Annotated in this window: 16 protein-coding genes; 7 read left to right on the top strand and 9 right to left on the bottom strand. The window is 55.8% G+C overall.

The features are described from left to right. Positions 1 to 129: 129 nt before the first annotated feature. The 4 genes from FGL86_RS03420 to FGL86_RS03405 form a co-directional block, all read right to left on the bottom strand. Positions 130 to 1,536, bottom strand: coding sequence for a GntP family permease (locus tag FGL86_RS03420; RefSeq protein ID WP_147183284.1), 1,407 nt, complete (start codon positions 1,534 to 1,536; stop codon positions 130 to 132). 111 nt (positions 1,537 to 1,647) lie between these two features. Next, the gene (locus FGL86_RS03415; RefSeq protein ID WP_147183283.1) at positions 1,648 to 3,570 is read right to left on the bottom strand and encodes a putative bifunctional diguanylate cyclase/phosphodiesterase; all 1,923 of its coding nucleotides are present in this window, start codon (positions 3,568 to 3,570) and stop codon (positions 1,648 to 1,650) included. A gap of 207 nt (positions 3,571 to 3,777) precedes the next feature. Next, positions 3,778 to 4,257 carry a Mut7-C RNAse domain-containing protein gene (locus FGL86_RS03410; RefSeq protein ID WP_147183282.1) on the bottom strand — a complete coding sequence of 160 codons (480 nt, stop codon included), beginning with the start codon at positions 4,255 to 4,257 and terminating at the stop codon, positions 3,778 to 3,780. A gap of 87 nt (positions 4,258 to 4,344) precedes the next feature. Then, complete coding sequence (locus tag FGL86_RS03405; protein ID WP_147183281.1) at positions 4,345 to 4,941, bottom strand: exopolysaccharide biosynthesis protein; 597 nt, start codon at positions 4,939 to 4,941, stop codon at positions 4,345 to 4,347. Positions 4,942 to 4,991: 50 nt separating this feature from the next. On the opposite strand from FGL86_RS03405, the gene FGL86_RS03400 reads away from it, so the two are divergent. Beyond that, a complete protein-coding gene (locus FGL86_RS03400; protein WP_147183280.1) occupies positions 4,992 to 6,053 on the top strand; it encodes a serine hydrolase domain-containing protein in 1,062 nt (353 codons plus the stop codon). Between the two features lie 231 nt (positions 6,054 to 6,284). Here the strand turns inward: FGL86_RS03400 and FGL86_RS03395 are convergent, their stop codons facing one another. The 4 genes from FGL86_RS03395 to FGL86_RS03380 form a co-directional block, all read right to left on the bottom strand. Then, positions 6,285 to 7,142 carry a hypothetical protein gene (locus FGL86_RS03395; protein WP_147183279.1) on the bottom strand — a complete coding sequence of 286 codons (858 nt, stop codon included), beginning with the start codon at positions 7,140 to 7,142 and terminating at the stop codon, positions 6,285 to 6,287. A gap of 188 nt (positions 7,143 to 7,330) precedes the next feature. After that, positions 7,331 to 8,107, bottom strand: coding sequence for a hypothetical protein (locus FGL86_RS03390; RefSeq protein WP_147183278.1), 777 nt, complete (start codon positions 8,105 to 8,107; stop codon positions 7,331 to 7,333). Further along, positions 8,104 to 8,757: a hypothetical protein gene (locus tag FGL86_RS03385; RefSeq protein ID WP_147183277.1), complete on the bottom strand. Its 654-nt coding sequence runs from the start codon at positions 8,755 to 8,757 to the stop codon at positions 8,104 to 8,106. The genes FGL86_RS03390 and FGL86_RS03385 overlap by 4 nt, the downstream gene beginning before the upstream one ends. A gap of 33 nt (positions 8,758 to 8,790) precedes the next feature. Then, entirely contained in the window at positions 8,791 to 9,627 is an 837-nt protein-coding gene (locus FGL86_RS03380; RefSeq protein WP_147183276.1) for an SH3 domain-containing protein, read from the bottom strand. A 377-nt stretch (positions 9,628 to 10,004) separates the two neighbouring features. Between FGL86_RS03380 and FGL86_RS03375 the strand changes: the two genes are divergently transcribed. The 4 genes from FGL86_RS03375 to FGL86_RS03360 all read left to right on the top strand — a co-directional run bounded on the left by FGL86_RS03375 (position 10,005) and on the right by FGL86_RS03360 (position 16,537). Beyond that, positions 10,005 to 12,014 (top strand): methyl-accepting chemotaxis protein, encoded by a 2,010-nt coding sequence (locus FGL86_RS03375; RefSeq protein WP_147183275.1) that lies wholly within the window; start codon positions 10,005 to 10,007, stop codon positions 12,012 to 12,014. Between the two features lie 237 nt (positions 12,015 to 12,251). Then, entirely contained in the window at positions 12,252 to 13,460 is a 1,209-nt protein-coding gene (locus tag FGL86_RS03370) for a M24 family metallopeptidase (protein ID WP_147183274.1), read from the top strand. 148 nt (positions 13,461 to 13,608) lie between these two features. After that, positions 13,609 to 14,367 (top strand): creatininase, encoded by a 759-nt coding sequence (locus FGL86_RS03365; protein WP_246131720.1) that lies wholly within the window; start codon positions 13,609 to 13,611, stop codon positions 14,365 to 14,367. 454 nt (positions 14,368 to 14,821) lie between these two features. Further along, entirely contained in the window at positions 14,822 to 16,537 is a 1,716-nt protein-coding gene (locus FGL86_RS03360) for a BCCT family transporter (RefSeq protein ID WP_147183273.1), read from the top strand. A gap of 347 nt (positions 16,538 to 16,884) precedes the next feature. On the opposite strand, the gene FGL86_RS03355 is transcribed toward FGL86_RS03360, so the two are convergent. Further along, positions 16,885 to 17,760, bottom strand: coding sequence for a LysR family transcriptional regulator (locus FGL86_RS03355; RefSeq protein WP_147183272.1), 876 nt, complete (start codon positions 17,758 to 17,760; stop codon positions 16,885 to 16,887). A gap of 211 nt (positions 17,761 to 17,971) precedes the next feature. Between FGL86_RS03355 and FGL86_RS18250 the strand changes: the two genes are divergently transcribed. After that, on the top strand, positions 17,972 to 18,103 hold the full coding sequence (locus FGL86_RS18250; RefSeq protein ID WP_281288530.1) for a hypothetical protein: 132 nt from the start codon (positions 17,972 to 17,974) through the stop codon (positions 18,101 to 18,103). Positions 18,104 to 18,108: 5 nt separating this feature from the next. Continuing rightward, a complete protein-coding gene (locus FGL86_RS03350) occupies positions 18,109 to 19,563 on the top strand; it encodes a sodium:solute symporter family protein (RefSeq protein ID WP_147183271.1) in 1,455 nt (484 codons plus the stop codon). Positions 19,564 to 19,641: the final 78 nt, after the last annotated feature.

Here is a 19,641-nt window from a genome sequence, read left to right as displayed (position 1 = left end):
AGGATATCCGATGGTAAAGCGTATTTAAGATACTTCTTTAAGCCTAGTCCTCGTGCTCGACGCTGACAAGATAGCCAGCAACGGCTGGCCCCGCCGGGGCGGCGAGGCTGAAACGCGACTCAGGAAAGTCTAGAAGCTGCCAAAGAGTGTTCCCAGGGTGATCACGCTGATCACCGCCAGCATCGGAATCGCGATGGTGACCATGGCGATGTTCAAATAGGACTGACGATGGGTCAGGCCACAGATGGACAGCAGCGTGATCACCGCGCCGCAGTGGGGCAGGGTATCGAAGCCGCCGGCGGCGAGCACCGCCACCCGGTGCATCAGTTCCGGGCTGATGCCCGCCTGCTGGGCCATCTGCAGATAGTCGCTGCCCAGGGTTTCCAGAGCGATGCTAAGCCCCCCGGAAGAAGAGCCCGTGATGCCCGCCAGGGTGGTCATGGCTACGGCTTCGGAGATCAGCGGATTGCCCGGCGACACGCCGAGCACCGCATCGCGAATGATGGCAAAGCCCGCCAGGGAAGCGATCACCGCCCCGTAGCCGACTTCCGAAGCGGTATTGAAGATCGGCAGCATCGAGCCCAGGGCTCCGCGATTAAGGGTGTTCTGCAGATCCTGCCAGTGACGAAGGCGTGTCAGGATCAGCCAGGCGCAGGATACGATCAAGGCGATGATGATCGCCCACAGGCCGGTCTGATTGGCGACCTCGAGATCCGGAAATTCCGCATTCAGATAGGCGAAATCCATGGCGGGAAATATCCCGTAGGTAAACAGCGCGTTGACGCCGATGACCAGCACCAGCGGCACGATGGCCAGCCAGAAAGGCATCTCTCGCGAGGTTTCGACGCCCTCCTCGGGATCGATGCTGGTGTCTTGCATCTCGTCGTGAACGCCGTACCCTTCTCCGCCGGCCTTGGCCTTCCTGGCCCGGCTGTTCAGCCACCCCCAGCCGACGGAAAACATGATGATCGCCGCGATGATGCCCAGCCCCGGGGCGGCGAAGGCGTTGGTACCGTAGTAGGGAATCGGAATGGCGTTCTGAATCGCCGGGGTACCCGGCAGGGCGGTCATGGTGAAGGTGAAGGAGCCCAGGGCGATGGTTGCCGGAATCAGCCGCTTTGGGATGTCCGCGGCGCGAAACAGCTCCCGGGCGATGGGGTAGATGGCGAAGGCCACCACGAACAGGGACACGCCGCCGTAGGTCAGAAGCCCGCAGGCCAGCACCACCGTAAGGATGGCGTGCTTTTCCCCTAGTACCCGGGTGATCCAACCAGCGATGGCGCTCGCCGCCCCGGAATCCGCCATCAGTTGGCCGAACAGCGCCCCCAGCAGAAAGATCGGGAAGAACTTGAGCAGATAGCCGCCGAGGGCGCTCATGAAGGTCTGGGTGTAGATCGGCATCATCATGACGATGTCGCCGGAGAGCAGCACCGCCAGGGTCGCCATCAGCGGCGCCAGCAGCAGCACCGTGTAGCCTCGGTAGGCCAGATACATCAACAGCAGCAGGGAAATAACGATTGCAGCGGTACTGAACATGCAGGCGCGTCCTTGTGCAGGGTGACGATCACGTCGAGCGTGGAAGGTTTTAGCCGACTTATCTTTGCACGGTTCATCATGAATATGAAACCGGCTTCACCCTCACTTGGTTTAAGCGCTGACTTCAGAAAGGGAGAGAAAGTCGAGTACGTCCTTCTCCGCCAAGGGCTTGCTGAAGAAATAGCCTTGCATGGTGTTGCAGCCGAGATCGCGCAGAATATCGGCCTGGGCTTCGGTTTCCATGCCCTCGACCACGCAGCCGATTTCCAGATTGCGACACAGATCGACGATGGTGCGAATGATATTGCGGCTGGTGGCGCGAGTTTCGATATCCAGCACGAAGCTGCGATCGATCTTGATGGTGTCCAACGGCAGGCGGTGGACGTAGCTGAGGCTCGAGTAGCCGGTGCCGAAATCGTCCAGGGAAACCCGTGTGCCGAGTGCCCTGAGCCTGGCAATGGCGTCATGGGCTTGCTCGAAATCCCCCATCAACGCCGACTCGGTGACCTCGAAGCCGATACGGCCGGGTTCGACACCGCTTGACTGAACGATGGCAATGATCCTTGTCATCGAATCCACCGAAAGAATGTCGCGCACCGACAGGTTGAAGGAGACGTGTATCTCCTCGGGCCAGGTGCTGGCCGCGTCCAGCGCCTTGCGCAGCAGTACCTGCGTGAGCGTGTTGATTAGTTCGGTGCGCTCGGCAATGGCGATGAACACGTTCGGCGGAATGTTGCCGAGCTCAGGATTGTGCCAGCGAGCCAGGGCCTCGAAGGCGATGGGCCGCTGGTGCGCGACATCGAACAGGGGCTGGAAACACAGCGATAGCTCCGACTCCAGATCCGCGCAGCGCAGCGCCTGTTCGATGGTGCTTCGGGTGCGGATTTCTGTTTCGTGAGATTTCGAGAAGATCGTAGGTCTGCCGCGCTGATGTTCCTTGGCGTAATTGAGTGCGTAGTCCGCCCGCTCATAAAGCAGCTCCGGCGAGTTTCCCGCCTCGGGAAAGGTCGCGAATCCCACGGAACAGGAGACGTTGGCGACCGCTTCCGGCAGAGAAAAGGGCCTTTGCAGCGCCGCGCAGACACGCTCGCCGAAAGCGAGAATCTCATTGTGTTCCTGGGCGCCGATGATCAATACACCAAACTCGTCGCCGCCCAGGCGAGCGATCAGCGTGGTATCGCTGGAAAGCGCTTCCAGGCGCTGGCCGGCTTTCGTCAACACGCGATCGCCGATGACATGGCCGTAAATATCGTTGACAGCCTTGAAGCCGTCCAGATCAATGATGCCAACCACCAGGGAGGTGTTCTCCTCTTTGGCGCAAGCCAAAAAGCCGTTGAGCTGCTGGAAAAAATGCCGGCGGTTGGGTAGTTCGGTCAAGCTGTCGATATTGGCCAGACGATGGTTTTCTTCGCTCAGTCGCGCGGTTTCTATCTGACTGTTGATCATTTTCTCGAAATCCGTCGACACCACAACGAGGATATACACCATGGCGGCGGAGACGAGGAGCAGATTTATGCCGATGGCGACAAAGGTAGTTCCTTGGGTAAATAGCAGAAAGGCGGAAAACGGAATGGCAATAACCGTTATCAAGGCCAGGGCGGCGGCTCTCAGGTGGAGAAGGCAGAATATACTGCTGATGACGGTAACCGCAGTGAAGAAAGCGACGTTGCTCTTGGTATAAGCATTGCCGTAATCGTAGATAGATAGCGCCCAGCCGAGATAAAACGCGCCGAGAAGACCACCAAGAATCACCACACCATAAAGACGGCGAATCACCTCTTTATCGCTTATCCTGCGATGGCGAACCCGCAGCCAATTGATGCCCCGTATCAGGCAAAAACCTATCAGTGCGGCGGGAAACAAGACGGTGAGAACGAAAGGTGCCTTACCGTAATGGGTGGAGGCAAGCGTCACGGTATTGACGCTGAGAATGAAATAAAGCAGCGGTACCTGCTTGGAAAATGCCTTGAGCTGCGCGCGCAGAAGCTCCAGGTTGCTGGTGTCCACTAGAAAAAGAGAAAGCACGCGCTTCATTAAAACGTTCCCGTTTCGTTGTTTTTAGTACGCTTGAGAATAAACGCCCCGGTCGACACACTTTTGCCCATTCTTCAAAGAACCTATCGCTCTATGTGCTGAAATAATCCTGTCGTAAAATCAGCTATCGAGCTCATTTATGCCATTCCGCTATTTTACTTGAACGCCCTATCGGCAGTTGCCACCGCGACGTTAGTGCTCGATGTTCTATTGCTGAAGCCAGCCGGGTAACGCCTTCTTCAGAGTGTCGCACATCCGCCTTGTATGCGAGCCGTGCCAGTACAGGCGCCGACAGTGAGGACAGCACATGGCTGGCTCGGGCAATAAGCTTGCGGGGTGAGGGCACTGCAGCAAGACCTCTTCACCGCTTGCCTCGCGAAGCGACACGTTGCAGATCAGACAGCGGGTAAAAAGCACCCTGGGCGCTTCGAGATTACAGGCATCGATAACCTGGCGAAGCTGCTCGATAGGTGAATCATAGGTGATCAGAAGCGGCTGCGCCGGTTGCAGGTGAGTGACCAGGTGGCGATCCCGGGTCAGCAATATGCGCGACTCCGCATTCGCCAGAGTAACGAGCTCTGGGTCGTCCAGACTGGAATCGAAGCGGGTATCGAAACCCAGTGCCCGCAGCCAGCGCGCCAGCCGACCGAGCATCGCATCGGCGAGGAAGTGGGGATCAGGGAGCATGATACCGTCTCCAGCGGCTGAGATTTAACGATAGAAATCCAAAAGTATCGGGATGTTTCGTTCCTCGGATTAAAAACATGCAAATTTTTAAAGAAGGGTCTGATAGCCAATAAACCCGACGGCCAGCCCCGTCAGCCCGAAGCCCAGCAGGGCCAGCAGGCCATCTCGGGCGATCAGCGCCAGGCCGAAGAGGGTCAGGGCGGCGCCGGCGAAGTTGGCGGAGAAAGGAATGAACTCCATCGGCGGCATCATCAAGGCAACGGCGCTGCAGATAAGTGCAATCGTGTAGAGGCCTGGGCCTTGAGTCAGGTAAGTCAGGCGAGGTTTCAGGAGCTTGTCGATATGATGCGCCGGCTTGCGCATGAATTTCATGGCCTTGGCGAACCTGGCCTGGGATATCGAGCGTTCGAGTAGCCAGCGGGGCAGCCAGAGCCGCCTGCGCCGCAGCAGCAATTGACAGGACAGCAGCAGCACGAGTAGTCCCATCAAGGTCGGCATGCCGGGAATGTCGCCGATCAGCGGCGCCAGGGTGATCAGCCCGGCGATCAATATCAGCGAGCCGAAGGAGCGACTGCCCACCGCCGCCAGGATGAGGTGCATATCGACCCGCTCCCGGTCGCGGGTGGTACTGTCGAGCTGCTCGATCAGTTGTTCAAGATTGGTGATAGTCTGATCGTCGTCCATAACGGCTCCGGTCATCATTTCGGCCTTGGGTCGCGAGGCAAGGAGCGAGCATGTATCCCGCGGTGAAATATCTGGCGTATGCCTCTCGCCGGCTGCTGGCGACATTATCACTGATTCTCATGGTCGTCTGGAGTCAGGCGCTCAACGCTCAAACGGCTAAGGAAAGCCTTGTCGAAAAGGCCATCGCCCAAGTGGAGTCGCTGCCCCGCCTGCATACGCTGCTGGCGGCCCATGACGGCGAGCCGTTCATCGAGTATGCCGCTCCGGGGAAAAGCCTGAACCGGCCAGCCAATATCAAGTCGTTATCCAAGCTGGTGATTTCGGCGCTGGTAGGTATCGCCATCGAACGTAACGTGATGGAAGGCGTAGAACAGCCCATTACCGAGCTGTTGGCGGATGAGCGTATTCCCGATGGGGCCGATCCGCGCATTCATGAGATCCGCATGAAGCATTTGCTGACCATGCAGGCGGGACTCGAGCGCACTTCGGGTCCTTATTATGCCCCTTGGATCGCCAGTGATGACTGGATCGCCTACGCGCTAACGCGCCCCTTCGTCGACGAGCCCGGCGGGCGCATGCTGTATTCCACCGGCAATACTCACCTGCTTTCCGCGGCGCTGACCGATAGCAGCGGCCGGGATACCCACACCCTGGCCAGCTCCTGGCTGGGCGAGCCCTTGGATATCCGCATTCCGCCCTGGACGCGGGATCCCCAAGGTATTTATTTAGGTGGCAACAATATGGCCCTGTCCCCCCGGGCGCTACTTACCTTCGGCGAACTCTACCGTCAGGGAGGCATTCATGACGGCGAGAGAATCCTGAGCGAAGACTGGATCGCCGCCTCCTGGACCCCTTACACCCGCTCCGAATTCAATAGCGATCTGTACGGCTACGGCTGGTTTATCACCCAGCTGGCCGAACATATCGTGTACTACGGTTTCGGCTTTGGCGGACAGCGTCTTTACGTGATTCCCAGCCTGGCGCTGACCGTGGTCATGACCTCCGATCCCACGCCGCCTTCCCCGGGCCAGGCGTATATGCAAACCCTCGACGATCTGGTGGCGGAGATATTGATTCCGGACGTTGAGAAATCTTCGCTAGACAAGCCATGAGGCGTGTTTTGGGGCTTGCCCCAAGCGTGTCCTGTTCGCAACTATTAACCCGGCAAGCATTTATGTCGGGTTAATTGCGGCACAGGGAAGTGCCGCCGCCGGCCGGTAGGTCGGCGCGAGCCCGCGTCACACCAGCAGATTCACTCATCTGCGCCAGTGTGGCGGGGGCGACAATCAAAGAGGTCAGGATGACCTATTTGATTGCCAGGTTAATAGCTGGATCAGGTATGTTCATGAGGTGGGCGTTTGTCGGGAGAAGAGTCGGTCTAGAATATATTGGAAAAGTACGAACAACACGGAGCCGATCAGTGCCAATAATGCTTGAAAATTAGGATCATTCTTCAGATAGGCCCAAAGTCCCGGGGGAATTTCGAACGGGCGCGCTCCGAGTCGGTTGATTCGGATGGTGTTTTCCATGGCGCGACAGGAGACATCGAACCCCGGCATACCCCTTGCCGCCGGAACGTAGAAAACACAGGCAGCCTGAATATCCCGCTCCTCCCGGTCGATGAGATGGACCTCATCGCCGAGTACCAGGGGTATTTCCATAATCTTGAAGCGCTCTTGTGTCGCTAGTGCCTTGCCAAGTATGGTGACATGCCCTTCATGTAGCATCGGAGGCACTTGGCTTGCGTTGGTATCGTAGGTTTCCACGCCAATGCCGCCGCTGCCTCTTAGGCTTCCGCTGAAAGGGTAATTTTCGATATTCATTTCAAGCGTGATCGATAAGGGCCATTCCGGTTTCGATGTGGCGTTATCTTGAAATTTTTCCAGGCGAATACTGCGAGCCGAGCCCTTGGTATCGTCAGCGCTTTTGTCATCGCCACACCTATCGCGCGAATCCATTTGGCTCTCGATAGGCTCCACGATAAGCTCGAGGGGGCCGTTGCCGTGACGTATCATTTGAATGCGCATACAGGGACCAATATCCAGGAATCCCGTGAAATGCGTTTCTTCGGGAGCCGGCCTTGATAACCATAATTCGTCGATACTCGTGGCCTTCTTGTCATTCGCAGGATCTTCAAAAACGTAAGTTGCAACCGCATCGCTTATATACCACCGGGTGGTGTTTCCTTCCGCGGTCACCATGTCTAGTACCTCCGTACTGGCGGTGACACTAAGGCTGGCGGGTTGGCGAATGACCTTGAGTAGTGGAGGGGCGATAAGAAGTAAAGCGCTCAGTACTATAAAGAACATCACTGCGGGATGTCTGAGGTCACTTTTCCATCCCGCGTCTTGGGGGCAACGCCTGGGAATCGGCATATCGCGTCACTCGATCATTGTAATAGAGGCAGTGACACGACGGGCGCGCGATTGGGGCCGCGGTAGCGAAGTAGCGCGGCCTGGTCGTAGTGAAGCTCTCTCGCTTGCCCTTGCTCTTTTTCGAGGCCATCGATATCGATGTCGCATTGACGATCGAAGGCAATTCTATGAGACGCTTCGATCTGCTTGCACTCGATGATTTCGACGCCGGTCGAGGCATTCTTGTCATCTCGAGTGAAGGGAATGGCCAGGAGTGTACGCATGCGGCTGCTATTGACGAAGACCCGTAGCAAGCGATCATCATCGGGCCATTGCCAGGTCACCGGCAGGATTCGACGAGTGATGCCACCGGGGTCACAGCGGTCCTTGAAGGCTGCCAGGGCGACGAGATCCTTGGCATGATCCATCTCATAAAAGGCGGGCTCCTTGGTTGTATATTGCACTTTAATCCAACCGGAAGAATCGCGTTCAGCCAATGGCACCTTCCAGACACCCGTATAGCTTCCATCGCGAGATATCAGGTTGATGCATAGTGTTTCACTCTCGAGTTCGGCGCTTTCTTTTGCTGGCTCGGAGCCGACCCTGACATAAAGTATTCTGCCGTCAGGACGGCCAGATTCGGCAAGCATTGCGCCAATAATGATACGCCCCGAGACGGGCACATCAGGGACATATCCTTCGTCCACCCAGGTGGCTTCGACAGGAATTTCAGGAGGCGATTGTGCGTTGGCCATACCGCCGAGGAACGCGGTTATCATGGTAAAGACGAACTTCATCGATAGCGTCTTCATGATAGCTTCACCCGAGCCGGCAGCGTGGCGCTATTGGCGTTGGCGGCGTCTTCCGTGGTTGCTCTCCCACTGATGGAGCACTGTAGTGCACCACTCAGCTCCACTCCCGAGACCTCGCTCATGGTCAAGAAGCATGTGAAATAACTGCCTGGCCGCGCCAGCCTGAGCTGCCAGCCGCCACGGACCAATTGGCCGACAAACTCCGTACGCCCAATCTGGGCAGTACTGAACCACCCAGTAATTTCGTCGGTGGACTCATCAATCCTCAGATCAAAGATGATCAGCTCACGCCACGTCGTATATAAATAGGCCTGGGCCTGACTAGGGTCCACGGGCTGTACGATCTCGATAAGAATATTGTCACGATCTCGAATAAGCTGGCGCAGGGCCGCTGTCTTGAGCCGTTCATCGTCGGCGTTGAGCGCAGTTTCCAAGGCCATGCTGCGCAGCACGGGATCGTCGCCCTTCATGACCTCCTCGAATACCGCGAGTCGAACGGAGGGACTATCGTCCGCCAACAGTTCGCGGACCCGGTCTATGATGCTGGCCCGCTCCTTGGCGGCTTCCAGGTCGGCGAGATCGATGGCCAACGCGGGCATGGCGATAATGAACAGCACCGTCAGTATCCAGCGTGGATATTTCATCTGCATGTGCGTTCTCCTTGTTATTGTGTCGTGACGTCCTTAGCGCATCGACATATCGTTGACGCGCACATAGCCTTCCTCGGTTCTGAGCCAGGGCAGCCCTTTCACCTTTCCCGTGATGGCGACGCTTTGGCCGACCAGCAGCCAACGAACCACCGGCGACCAAAGGCTAGGCTCCTCGCGAATGGGGGTGCGTGCCGTGGCCATCGCCCTGGCGATCAGCGGTTCCACCGGCTGGTCGATTGCCGGCATCTGGCGAGGGCCGGATGTATCGAAGAACCGCGCCACTAGATGGGTCAGCGCATCCTGGCGATAGACCCGGACAAGGCCGAGTTCGCTATCGACGGACATCACCATTCCTGCCGGAAGGCCGTCCAGCAGCAGCCTCGAGCCGCTGACCCCTTGGAAGATGGTGATATCGCTACCCAGCGGTGCGACTTCTATATAACGATCATCGTAGCCATGGACGCGGACGGGATAGGATTCCAGGCCGCCGGTTGCGCGTACGCGGATGATGCTGGCTGTCTTGCCTTCCGCCACGGCGCTACGCAGTCGCGCGTCTAACCCTGGCGATGCCGTCCAGCCGGTACCACAATCGAGGCGCCCCTGGGCATGCACGCGAATAATGGCGATATCATCACCGAAGGTGTTTTCCACTTCCGCAGAGGCTCGGGTTCGGTCTGCAGCCGCGACAAAAAGATTTAGCCCATAGCCGACCACGTGCTCCGGCACGATGGCGAAACATTCGCCGTTACGCACCCGGAGCACGCCCTGCCCACTCTCTTCTCCTTGTACCAGCACGGGTTCCGAGGCCAATGCCAGGGTGAAGCTCAGGCCGAGCACCACACCGGCTAGACGGCAAACGCTTGTGCGCATGTCTCTCTCCCAAGACACACTTGTTATTTTCTTTGTTAGAAAGCGTAGTCGATCAGCGCTTGTATCGTACAAAGAGTACTAGTTTTTAGACTTTTTGATGCCTTGCATCCAGGCGAGATCAAGGCGCTGTTCACCTAGCTCGGCCTGTCGCCGAAGCAGTTCTCCGCTAGGGCGTATAGCTGCGCCCCTTCGGCCGCTGGCTCTGCACCATGCCCGCCTACGTCACTCGAGGAAGCTGCGACGCATCACCTCGACGATCTGGTGGCGGAGATATTGATTCAAGTCATCCAATTCGCTACTCGCCCCGCCAAGTCATCAAGTTTTCACAGCGATGGCCGACATGATAAGTCGAACCTTTGTTAGCGGAATAAACGAATATGAATGCCTGGTTGCACCGCCTGCCCATGAGCGGGAAATTTTTATTGACGCTGATCTTGCCGCTATTGGCCGTGTTGTACTTCGCCGGGACGGGTATTCTCGAGCGTCAAGCCATCGCCAAGAATATGACGCAGTTGACGCAGTTGGCGACCTTGTCTCGCTATGCGGGTGACCTGACCCATCAGCTACAATTCGAACGCGGTATGACCGCCGGCTTTTTAGGTAGTAACGGTCGGCGCTTCGGTGATGCGCTAGCTCGTCAGCGAGCCAACACCAAAACGACTTTGGGGGAATACCGGGATTATCTGGCAACGCTGGACGAGGCGAATTTTAGCGTCCCGGTCGTTACTCGACTGGCCGACATCAAGCAGCGGGCGGATACCTTGCCGGACATTCGACGCCAAGTGGACACCCAGACATTACCGGTAGCCCAAGCCATCGAGCATTACACCGCGATCAACGGTGAGCTGATGGCCCTGGTCGGACAGTTGGCCCATGCTACTCGGGAAGCCGAAGTCTCCCGACGGTTGAGTGCCTATTACGCCTTGCTGGAAGCCAAGGATCTGGCCGGTATCGAGCGAGCCTTGCTGGCCAATGTATTCGCCGCCGACCGGATGACGCCGGCTATCTTTCGGCGTTATCTAGCGCTAGTAGGCAGGGAAGAGGCCTATTTACAAAGCTTTAATACCCTTGGCACTTCAGCCATGCAAGTCAAGCTCGAGAACGCTCTAGCCGGCGAGGAGATCGATCGGCTTGTCGCCTTACGCGAGCAGGTGCTCCAAAGTGCCGACGCGCAGAGTTATGGTATCGATCCGGAGCAATGGTTCGATTGGCAAACCCTCAAGATCGAGCGGCTGGCGGCGGTGGAGGCTAGTGTTGCCAGTGACGTCATCGATGCCGCTGAAATGCTGCATCAGCAGGCGCGCAACGACTTGTGGCGCTATGTCGTCATCGCGGTGATCGCGATTGGTCTGTCGGTGCTACTGGCGGTTTGGATCGTGCGTGGTATCGTCGGCTCCCTCAAGGCCACGCTGCACCAGATCGATCAGCGGGGCGGGGATCTCACCCAGCGCCTGGCGGTGCCGGGCACGGACGAACTCTCTTCGCTATACCGTGCGTTCAACGACTCCACCGCCAGCACCGAAATGCTGGTAGCCAATATCAAGAAAAGCGCCGGGGCGGTAGGACTGGCCAGCGGAGAAATCGCCCGAGGCAATCAGGACTTGGCCCAGCGTACCGAGGAGCAGTCCGCTTCGCTGGTGGAAACCGCGGCCAGCATGGAGCAGATCACCGCAACCGTACGTCAGAACACCGATAGTGCCCGCCAGGCAGAAGCCTTGTCCGCCAAGGTCAGCCAGGGCACCCAGCGTGCCAGCGAGGTAGGCGATCGCGCGCATCGGGCCATGAGCCAGATTCACGAAGCCAGCCAGCAGATGACGGCTATCGTGGCGGCCATCGACAGCATTGCCTTTCAGACGAATTTGCTTGCCTTGAATGCCTCCGTGGAAGCCGCCCGAGCCGGAGAGCACGGTCGCGGGTTTGCGGTGGTCGCCGCCGAGGTGCGCAAGCTGGCCAGCCGTAGCGCCGAGGAGGCCGAGCGCATTCGCAGCCTGATCGACGATAGCGTCGTCAAGGTCAACGAGGGCGAGGCGCTGGTCGCCCAGACCGGGGATGTGCTCCAGGATATCGCCGGCCAGGTTCAGCAGATGGCGGAGCGGATCGCCGAGATAACCGCGGCGAGCGCGGAGCAGACCGCAGGTATCGAGCAGATCAGTCTGGCCATGAACCAGCTGGAAGAAGTGACCCAGCAAAACGCGACGTTGGTGGAGCAGGTCGCCCAGGCCAGCCGGGCGCTGGAAGGTCGGTCCGACGACATGGCCGGCAGCGTCAATCAGTTTCAGGTCAGGGAAAGTCTGAGTGAAACACGAGTCTGGCAGCCGGAGGTAAGCCGGCAGCAAGATGACCCGGCGCGCCTCCATTTGACGCATCGGGACGCTACTAGCGAATGAGATAATCGATGCGTTAACGGCTATCGCAATGTAGGGGTAGCGCTTGACATTGCGTTAGCCAATGGGAGCATTTGGACTAGTTATTTGTTTTATTCCTACCCAATGACGATAGTCAAACGACAGCGATGGTTCGGATGCACGGCGGCGAAGGGTCGAATGGGTCAAGAAAACCTCGATCGCGCGGGCATGCATTCGATGCTGAAAGCGGCCCGACAACAATGACTCAAGGAGTAGAATATGGAACTGCCATCTCTTATCGAAATTCCCAACGGCGAAAAAGTTACCCCGACCTTTTCCGACGCGGAAATGCGCCGTCGACTGGAAAAGCTGCGCCAGTACATGGGGGAAAACAATGTCGACGCTGTGGTCTTCACGTCTTATCACAACATCAACTACTTCAGCGATTTCGTCTACTGCAAGTTCGGTCGTGACTACGGCCTGGTGATCACCCAGGACAGCTTCACCACCGTGACCGCCAACATCGACGGCGGCCAGCCCTATCGTCGCACCCGCCTGGGCGATAATATCGTCTATACCGACTGGCAGAAGGACAACTTCTTCAAGGCCATCAAGCAGCTCTGCGAAGGCAAGAAGCGCGTTGGCGTGGAATACGATCACCTGACCCTGCAGAACCAGCAGAAGATGAAGGACGCGCTGGGCAACGTGGAGTTCACGGATATCGGCATGCCCACCATGAAGATGCGCATGATCAAGTCCAACGAAGAGATCGACCTGATCCGCAACGGCGCTCAGGTAGCGGACGTGGGCGGCGAGGCGATACGCGACGCCATCAAGGCCGGCGTGCCGGAATACGAGGTGGCTCTGGCCGGCACCCAGGCCATGGTGCGAGAAATCGCCAAGCGCTTCCCCCACAGCGAACTGATGGATACCTGGGTGTGGTTCCAGTCCGGCATCAACACCGACGGCGCCCACAACCCGGTGACCAGCCGCAAGGTGCAGCCCGGCGATATCCTGAGCCTCAATACCTTCCCGATGATCTCCGGCTACTACACGGCCCTCGAGCGCACCCTGTTCTGCGAGCATGCCTCCGACGAGCATCTGCGGCTATGGAAGGTCAACTGCGAGGTGCACGAGCGCGGCATCGAGCTGATCAAGCCCGGCGTGCGCTGCTGCGACATCGCCCACGAGCTCAATGAGATCTTTGCCAAGTACGATCTGCTCAAGTACCGCACCTTCGGCTACGGCCACTCCTTCGGGACCCTGAGCCACTACTACGGTCGCGAGGCGGGCCTCGAGCTGCGCGAGGACATCGACACCGTGCTGGAGCCCAACATGGTGGTCTCCATGGAGCCGATGATCATGATTCCGGAAGGCCAGCCCGGCGCCGGCGGCTACCGCGAGCACGACATCCTGGTGATTCACGAGGACAAGACCGAGAATATCACCGGCTTCCCGTATGGACCCGAGCACAATATCATCAAGTAAGTTAATCAATAAGGGGGAGCTTAGCTCCCCCTTATTCTTTAGCAATGATAATTGTCGATCTAAAACTTGAATACATTAAATAGCTGCAACAGGTCGAGTAATAATTATCAAGAATAACTAGTAGTAATTAGTGCTGAGGATGGCTGAGATGAAAAATATCAAGATCGAGAATATGGACTGGGTTTCCTACAAGGAGCTTACTGAAGGAGGAAAGTGCAAGATTATCCTTCCAGTAGGTGCGATTGAGCAGCATGGTCCTCATATGTCGCTCAACCCCGATGTGCTGATCCCAAGTTATATTGCCGAAAAGGTTGCAGAAAAAGCCGACAGTATGCTGGTAGCTCCAGCCATCAGCTATGGATACAAGTCACAAGTCAAATCAGGCGGCGGCAATTTCTTTCCAGGAACAACCTGTGTGTCCGGTAGCGCTTTGGAGCATTACGTTTTTGATGTCTTGCAAGCCTACGTGAATCACGGTAACCGTGAATTTATTCTGATTAACGGGCATTTCGAGAATTCTGTCTATTTGTGTGAGGCTGCCGACAAGTTGGTCAAGCATTGCGACGCACATAACATAAGTGTAAAGATATATTTATTATCCTATTGGGATTTCATCAGCGAGGAAACAGTTGCAAAAGTATTTCCCGATGGCTTCACCGGCTGGGCGGTTGAACATGGGGGCGTTCTCGAAACCTCTATCATGCTGAGCATTCATCCGGAACTGGTGGATATGTCCAAAGCCGTTGATGTCGAGCCGGCAAGTTTTCCTCCTTATGATGTCTTTCCTCCCGATCCTTCTTGGGTTGCACCCTCTGGAACCTTGTCTTCGCCGGTAAAAGCGACCGAGGAAAAAGGGAAACTTATCCTTGATGAGTGTATTGCAGGTATAGTAAAGCACCTGAATTGATTGGTTTTCGTGCTTGTCGAGGTTGATGAATCCATACGCTTCGAGCAGCCGAATAACGATGTGCAATGCGGCCATTTGTTTTTTTTATTGGTCGCTGCAAGAGTGGCATAATACCTTGAATATCCGTCGGTTTGTTGGTTAGGAAATATAAGCGTGTCAACACGACGATGTCGGTAACATTGTTTAATATTCAAAGGCTAACGGCATAGTCAGTTGTCAGGCTAAGTAATGCATTACTAATGGCGTTGTGTATTCAATAAGCTGACTGGAAATGGCCGTACCCTTGATAGGCTTTTATTCCACAACGATCGTTTAACAAAGTTATTGATACTGAATAAAAATAATCTTCCCGATTGTATACCTCATGGTGAATAACTCGGAGGCTACTAGAAGCACCGTCCTGAGTAACGCAGAAACTATAATAGAGAGGTAGTATGAAATGTCAGAAAATAAGATGAAACACGCCAAGCCGGGGGAGGACTCTGCATCTCCCCAACCTGTTGAGATTCCTCGCTTCACAGGCCAGGATCTGCCACCTATCGGCAGGTTAGTCATCCAGTTCGTACCGCCAGTAGCCATCATTGCCCTCATCGCGGTAGTGCTGCTCAACCCCGACGGTGTAGCCGCAGTCATCTTTGACTTGCGAACCTTCGTCACGGGTGGCTTTACCTGGATGTTCATCCTGTATTCGCTTTTTGCCGTGGCGGTATGTGCCTGGCTTGTATTCAGCAAGACCGCTGGCAGAGTGCGACTGGGAGGTCCCAGTGCGGAAAAGGAATTCGGCAATTTTGCCTGGTATTCGATGCTTTTTGCCTGTGGGCAAGGCATCGGACTCATTTTCTGGTCTGTTGCCGAGCCGATCATGCTCCGCGACGAAAGTCCCGTCTTTCAGGCGATGGAAGGTAATGTCGCTGGTGGCGGCATTGTCTGGGCCTACTTTCACTGGGGATTCACCGCCTGGGCCATGTATTGTGTGGTAGCAGTCTGTCTTGCCTACTCGCATCACAACCTGGGCAAGACCTTGACCTTTCGTGAGGCGACCGTGGATATTCTGCCGCGATGGGCGCAGGGTGGTGCCGGCGTAGTCGTCGAATTACTGGCGATCATGGCGACGATACTCGGCTTGTCCACATCCTTTGGGTTTGCGGCGATGCAGTTCAGTTCAGGGCTTACCTCCTTTACTGGCCTGGCTTCAACGCCTATCGTCTGGTTGATCGTCATTGTCGGCTTGGGGACCCTTACCGCCATCTCCGCTTTCTTCGGTATCAGCAAGGGTATGCGGATGATCAGTGAAACGAATTCGATCTTGAGTGTCGTGCTGGTTGTCGCCGTCTTCGTATTCGGACCTACCCTGTTTATTGTTTCCAATATCACCCAGACCTTCGGCTCTTACTTTACAAACTTTATCAACATGAGTTTCTGGACGGATGCGCCAAGTACCTCCGAACCTCTGACATCCTGGCAGGATAGCTGGAATGGCTGGTGGACCGTTTTCATCTGGTGTTGGGTCATTGCCTTCTCACCCTTCGTGGCGGGTTTTATCGCTCGTATTTCTCGCGGACGCACGCTTCGCGAATTCGTGATCGGAGTGACTATTGTTCCTTCACTGATCGTCATGGTGTGGATTGGAGTGTTGGGCTCTGCTGCCATCTTTTACGATGATAAGACAGAACGCGGCGTCTCGGCAGCGGTAAACGCAGATGTCGCCAGTGGTCTGTTCGCAACGCTTGAGATGATACCGATTGTCGGTAGCCTCCTCCTGGTAGTAGCTACCGTATTGGTCGCGACCTACTATGTCACATCGCTGGACGCTGGTACCTATGCCTTGGCGGACTTCGTGTCGTCGCCGAAAAAGGCGGGAGCCTGGTTCAGGGTGGTTTTGGTCGCCAGTATTGCCGCGGTTGCGACGATATTATTGACGCTGGGCGGTAGCGCTGTCGTGGATACGGTCCAGACCGGAACCATCATCGGCGCGTTTCCCTTCTCCGTTGTCATCATGCTCATGATAGCAAACATGATAAGACGGCTTTTGAAAAGAGATAGGGCGATCAAGCAATTGGAGAAGGCCGTGAATGATCCGGATCCAAACGTGAAGATAAGTTTCGATACAAACGGCGAGGTTCAGACAACTACGGTCGCAAGGGAGTCGAGTCGACTGGGCGCCCAGTGACGGTTATCACTTTGCGCACCTATCGATTTCGTCATACTTGTTGATATACGCACGAGTGTCGATAACGCCCTGAAAAGAAGCGGGCGGCTGCTCAAGCTAGACACGGCAGCTTCTCGCTCTTGATAGGCGATTATCGGCACGCGACTCATTCTCTGTTTGCGGAGCGAATCAATGGCCGAACTGGTAAGCTCATCGATATCATTGTTGTCGTTGCCACCTCTTTTGATATCGCTATCCCCTTTAATATTGGTTTTGCTGGTTTCTGTAATTGGCACAAGTGAATTTGTGGTCGCGGAGTGACTTTTGGATAGCCTGTTATTTAACAAACAGTTCGATAGCAGGCATTTTCATGATTCAATTTTTTCCAGGTTTGCTATGCCTGAACGCAGAAAATCCACGACTCTTTGAGCAGCGGTGCTTATTTCAAGCTGCTTATAGTATAACCCGATACAAACAGTGCCGAGTTGCGGGAGAATGAATGTCCTGGATGAAGATCTTACTCTACTTGGGACCATGGAGCGTGCCATTACTGTGATGCCAAGGCCTGCTTCCACAGCCGATAAAAGCCCCAGTAAGCTAGTGCTAGTATAAGCGGTCTTATATGGAATTTTGTGTGTAGCCAGCAGGTTTTCGGTTATGCTGCGATAGACACAACCCTGTGGATAAGCTATCAAGGAAATATTCTCCTTTTCAGAAGGCAGATAGTCAGGTGCCATAACCCATTCTAGCTGTTCGATGCGGTAGTCTCTCCTGTCTCTCGTATCCTCTTGGTCCACAGGCTCCATGATCAATATGATGTCGTAAAAATGTTGTTGATACCTTTGCCGTATTACTTTGCTTATTTCGCAGTCGACTTCTACAGAAATATTAGGATAGATTGTTGCAAAGCTTTTAAGCGCTTTGGGTAAAAAAGCTAGTTCGAGATCGCTAGGAATGCCGAGGCGAACTTTTCCCGTGATGTTTTCCCCGGTCAACTTCGTTATCAACGAGTCATTTAATTCCAATATTTTTTTTGCAGATTGGTAAACGTTTTCTCCGTCTGCGGTTAACGTCAGCTGGGGGCCCCTAAGCAACAGCTTTGTATCTAATATGTCTTCTAATTTTTTTATTTGCAGGCTAATGGCTGGTTGTGACCGACCTAGTAGTATGCCGGCGCTAGTGAACCCCCCAAGGTCTTTAATGGTGACAAAGGTTCTCAACAGCTCGGTCGGAATATTTTTCACAATGGCCTCATATTGGTGACGATGATGCCTGCATTTGTCCTTCTAATTGGCTGGCATCGAGAGCTTAAAATACCTTGATGAATAGATAGCGCCAATTGGCTATGCCGCATGTCAAGCATAGGCAAGGCGCGACATAACGCCAAAGCGGTCTGGTTTTCGACAATCTGCTGCATTCTTTCCACTGCCAATTCAATAACAAGAGGACGAAAAGATGGATTCCTGGGTATTAGCCACCTTCCTGGTGTTGACAATCTACATGCTGGTGCATTCCGGCGCCGCCTACGTGCGCCGTGAACTCAAGCAAAAGCGACGCCTACAGCGACAAGAACAACAGGGGAGGTAAGCATTATGGACGGTTATCAGATTTTCAACTGGGGGCTCTTGTTCATCACTTTCGCCCTGATGATCTACCTGGGCTACCTGTCATCAAAGATGATGAAGAAGGACGACGAGGGCGGCTTCCTGCTGGCGGGGCGCTCTCTGGGGGCCTTTGTCGGCGCCGGCACCATCGTCGCCACCGGCTTCAGCGGCTGGGGTTTCGTGGGCTCGCCCGGTGCCACCTACCAGTTCGGTGCCATCGAGATACTGGGCAATTTCTTCTTCGCCCCGGCGATGATGATCGCGGTGCTGTATTTCGCGAGCTTTCTGCAGGCCAAGGCCGTGGACATGGGCAGCAACACCATTCCGGAATATGTCGCCCAGATTCACGGCGGTGGCGCCCTGGGCCGCGCGGTACAGGGCCTGGCGGCGTTGATCACCATCATCCTGCTGCTGGTATTCCTGACCAGTCAGATCAAGGCGGTGGCGCTGCTGGGCGCCAACTGGCTGGATATCGACTTGACCAGCAGTGCCCTGTTGATGATCGGCGTCATCATCATCTATACCATGCTGGGTGGTCTAGCGGCGGTGGCTTGGACGGATACGGTCATGGTCGTCGGCATGTGTCTGGCGGCGGTCATGATCATCGTGCAGATTTTGACCAGTATCGATCTGGGAGAATGGGAAAGCACTCTCAACGCCATGGACCCGGAACTGCTGAATCCCACCACCGGCGCCCACTATGGCGATAGCCCGGCAATGGTCTTCCTGGTGCTGCCTTACGCTTTTCTGTTCGCCGCGGTGCTGCCCTTCATGGCGGTGCGCTTCCTGGCCTTCAAGCCTGACGTCAAGCTGCACAAGATGGGGATTTATGTGGCGATCTTCGGTGCGCTGCTCAGTCTGGTGCCGGTAGTCGGTCTCTATGTCAAGGCCCAGGTGCCGGATCTGGCGGATCCGGACAACGCCATGCCGGTCTATCTGGAACAGTTCATGCCGCCGGCCCTTGAAGGCCTGATCACCCTGTTCATCCTGTTCGCCATGAAGTCCACTGCCAACTCGCTGCTGCACACCGTGGCCTCGGCGACCTCCCACGACTTGCGCCTGGCGCTGTTTCGCAATGTCTTCAAGAGCCAGAACCTGGTGCTGTGGATCAACCGCTTCGCGGTGGTCATCCTTGGGGTGGCGGCGCTGTTGATGATGCTCTACGCGCCGCCCTTCATGCTTTCCTGGTTGGGTATCCTGGGCACCGGCACGCTGCTGGCGAGCTTTATCGGACCGGTATTCATCTCCACCTTCTGGCAGGGTTCCGCCTGGGGGGCGCTGGTGGCCATGCTGGTCGGCTTCTTCACCAGCGGCTATATGATGCTGTTCGCCGACGTGGGCTGGCTGGTCGGGCCGCTGACCGGCTGCGCGGTGTCTTCGGTCTGCTATGTAGGTGTCTCATTGGTGACCAAGCGAGTAGCCTTCCAGAAAGCACCGGTATAGCGCCTGTCCGTCAGGGGTGCGGTAGTCAAACGAAAAACGCCGAGGGCATTCACCTTCGGCGTTTTTTCATGAGCTTTT

The organism is Pistricoccus aurantiacus, from assembly GCF_007954585.1.
GTDB classification, from domain to species: domain Bacteria; phylum Pseudomonadota; class Gammaproteobacteria; order Pseudomonadales; family Halomonadaceae; genus Pistricoccus; species Pistricoccus aurantiacus.
Note: the sequence above shows the minus strand (reverse complement) of the source record. Positions and strands in the feature narration are given on the sequence as shown.

Bases quoted from the DNA above. Each gene is read 5' to 3' on its own strand.
- FGL86_RS03385 (WP_147183277.1), bottom strand. From the start codon at position 8,757: ATGCAGATGAAATATCCACGCTGGATACTGACGGTGCTGTTCATTATC.
- FGL86_RS03400 (WP_147183280.1), top strand. From the start codon at position 4,992: ATGTATCCCGCGGTGAAATATCTGGCGTATGCCTCTCGCCGGCTGCTG.
- FGL86_RS18250 (WP_281288530.1), top strand. From the start codon at position 17,972: ATGGATTCCTGGGTATTAGCCACCTTCCTGGTGTTGACAATCTACATG.
- FGL86_RS03395 (WP_147183279.1), bottom strand. From the start codon at position 7,142: ATGGTGACCGCGGAAGGAAACACCACCCGGTGGTATATAAGCGATGCG.
- FGL86_RS03365 (WP_246131720.1), top strand. From the start codon at position 13,609: ATGAAAAATATCAAGATCGAGAATATGGACTGGGTTTCCTACAAGGAG.
- FGL86_RS03410 (WP_147183282.1), bottom strand. From the start codon at position 4,257: ATGCTCCCTGATCCCCACTTCCTCGCCGATGCGATGCTCGGTCGGCTG.
- FGL86_RS03380 (WP_147183276.1), bottom strand. From the start codon at position 9,627: ATGCGCACAAGCGTTTGCCGTCTAGCCGGTGTGGTGCTCGGCCTGAGC.
- FGL86_RS03405 (WP_147183281.1), bottom strand. From the start codon at position 4,941: ATGGACGACGATCAGACTATCACCAATCTTGAACAACTGATCGAGCAG.
- FGL86_RS03390 (WP_147183278.1), bottom strand. From the start codon at position 8,107: ATGAAGACGCTATCGATGAAGTTCGTCTTTACCATGATAACCGCGTTC.
- FGL86_RS03415 (WP_147183283.1), bottom strand. From the start codon at position 3,570: ATGAAGCGCGTGCTTTCTCTTTTTCTAGTGGACACCAGCAACCTGGAG.
- FGL86_RS03375 (WP_147183275.1), top strand. From the start codon at position 10,005: ATGAATGCCTGGTTGCACCGCCTGCCCATGAGCGGGAAATTTTTATTG.
- FGL86_RS03350 (WP_147183271.1), top strand. From the start codon at position 18,109: ATGGACGGTTATCAGATTTTCAACTGGGGGCTCTTGTTCATCACTTTC.
- FGL86_RS03360 (WP_147183273.1), top strand. From the start codon at position 14,822: ATGAAACACGCCAAGCCGGGGGAGGACTCTGCATCTCCCCAACCTGTT.
- FGL86_RS03370 (WP_147183274.1), top strand. From the start codon at position 12,252: ATGGAACTGCCATCTCTTATCGAAATTCCCAACGGCGAAAAAGTTACC.
- FGL86_RS03420 (WP_147183284.1), bottom strand. From the start codon at position 1,536: ATGTTCAGTACCGCTGCAATCGTTATTTCCCTGCTGCTGTTGATGTAT.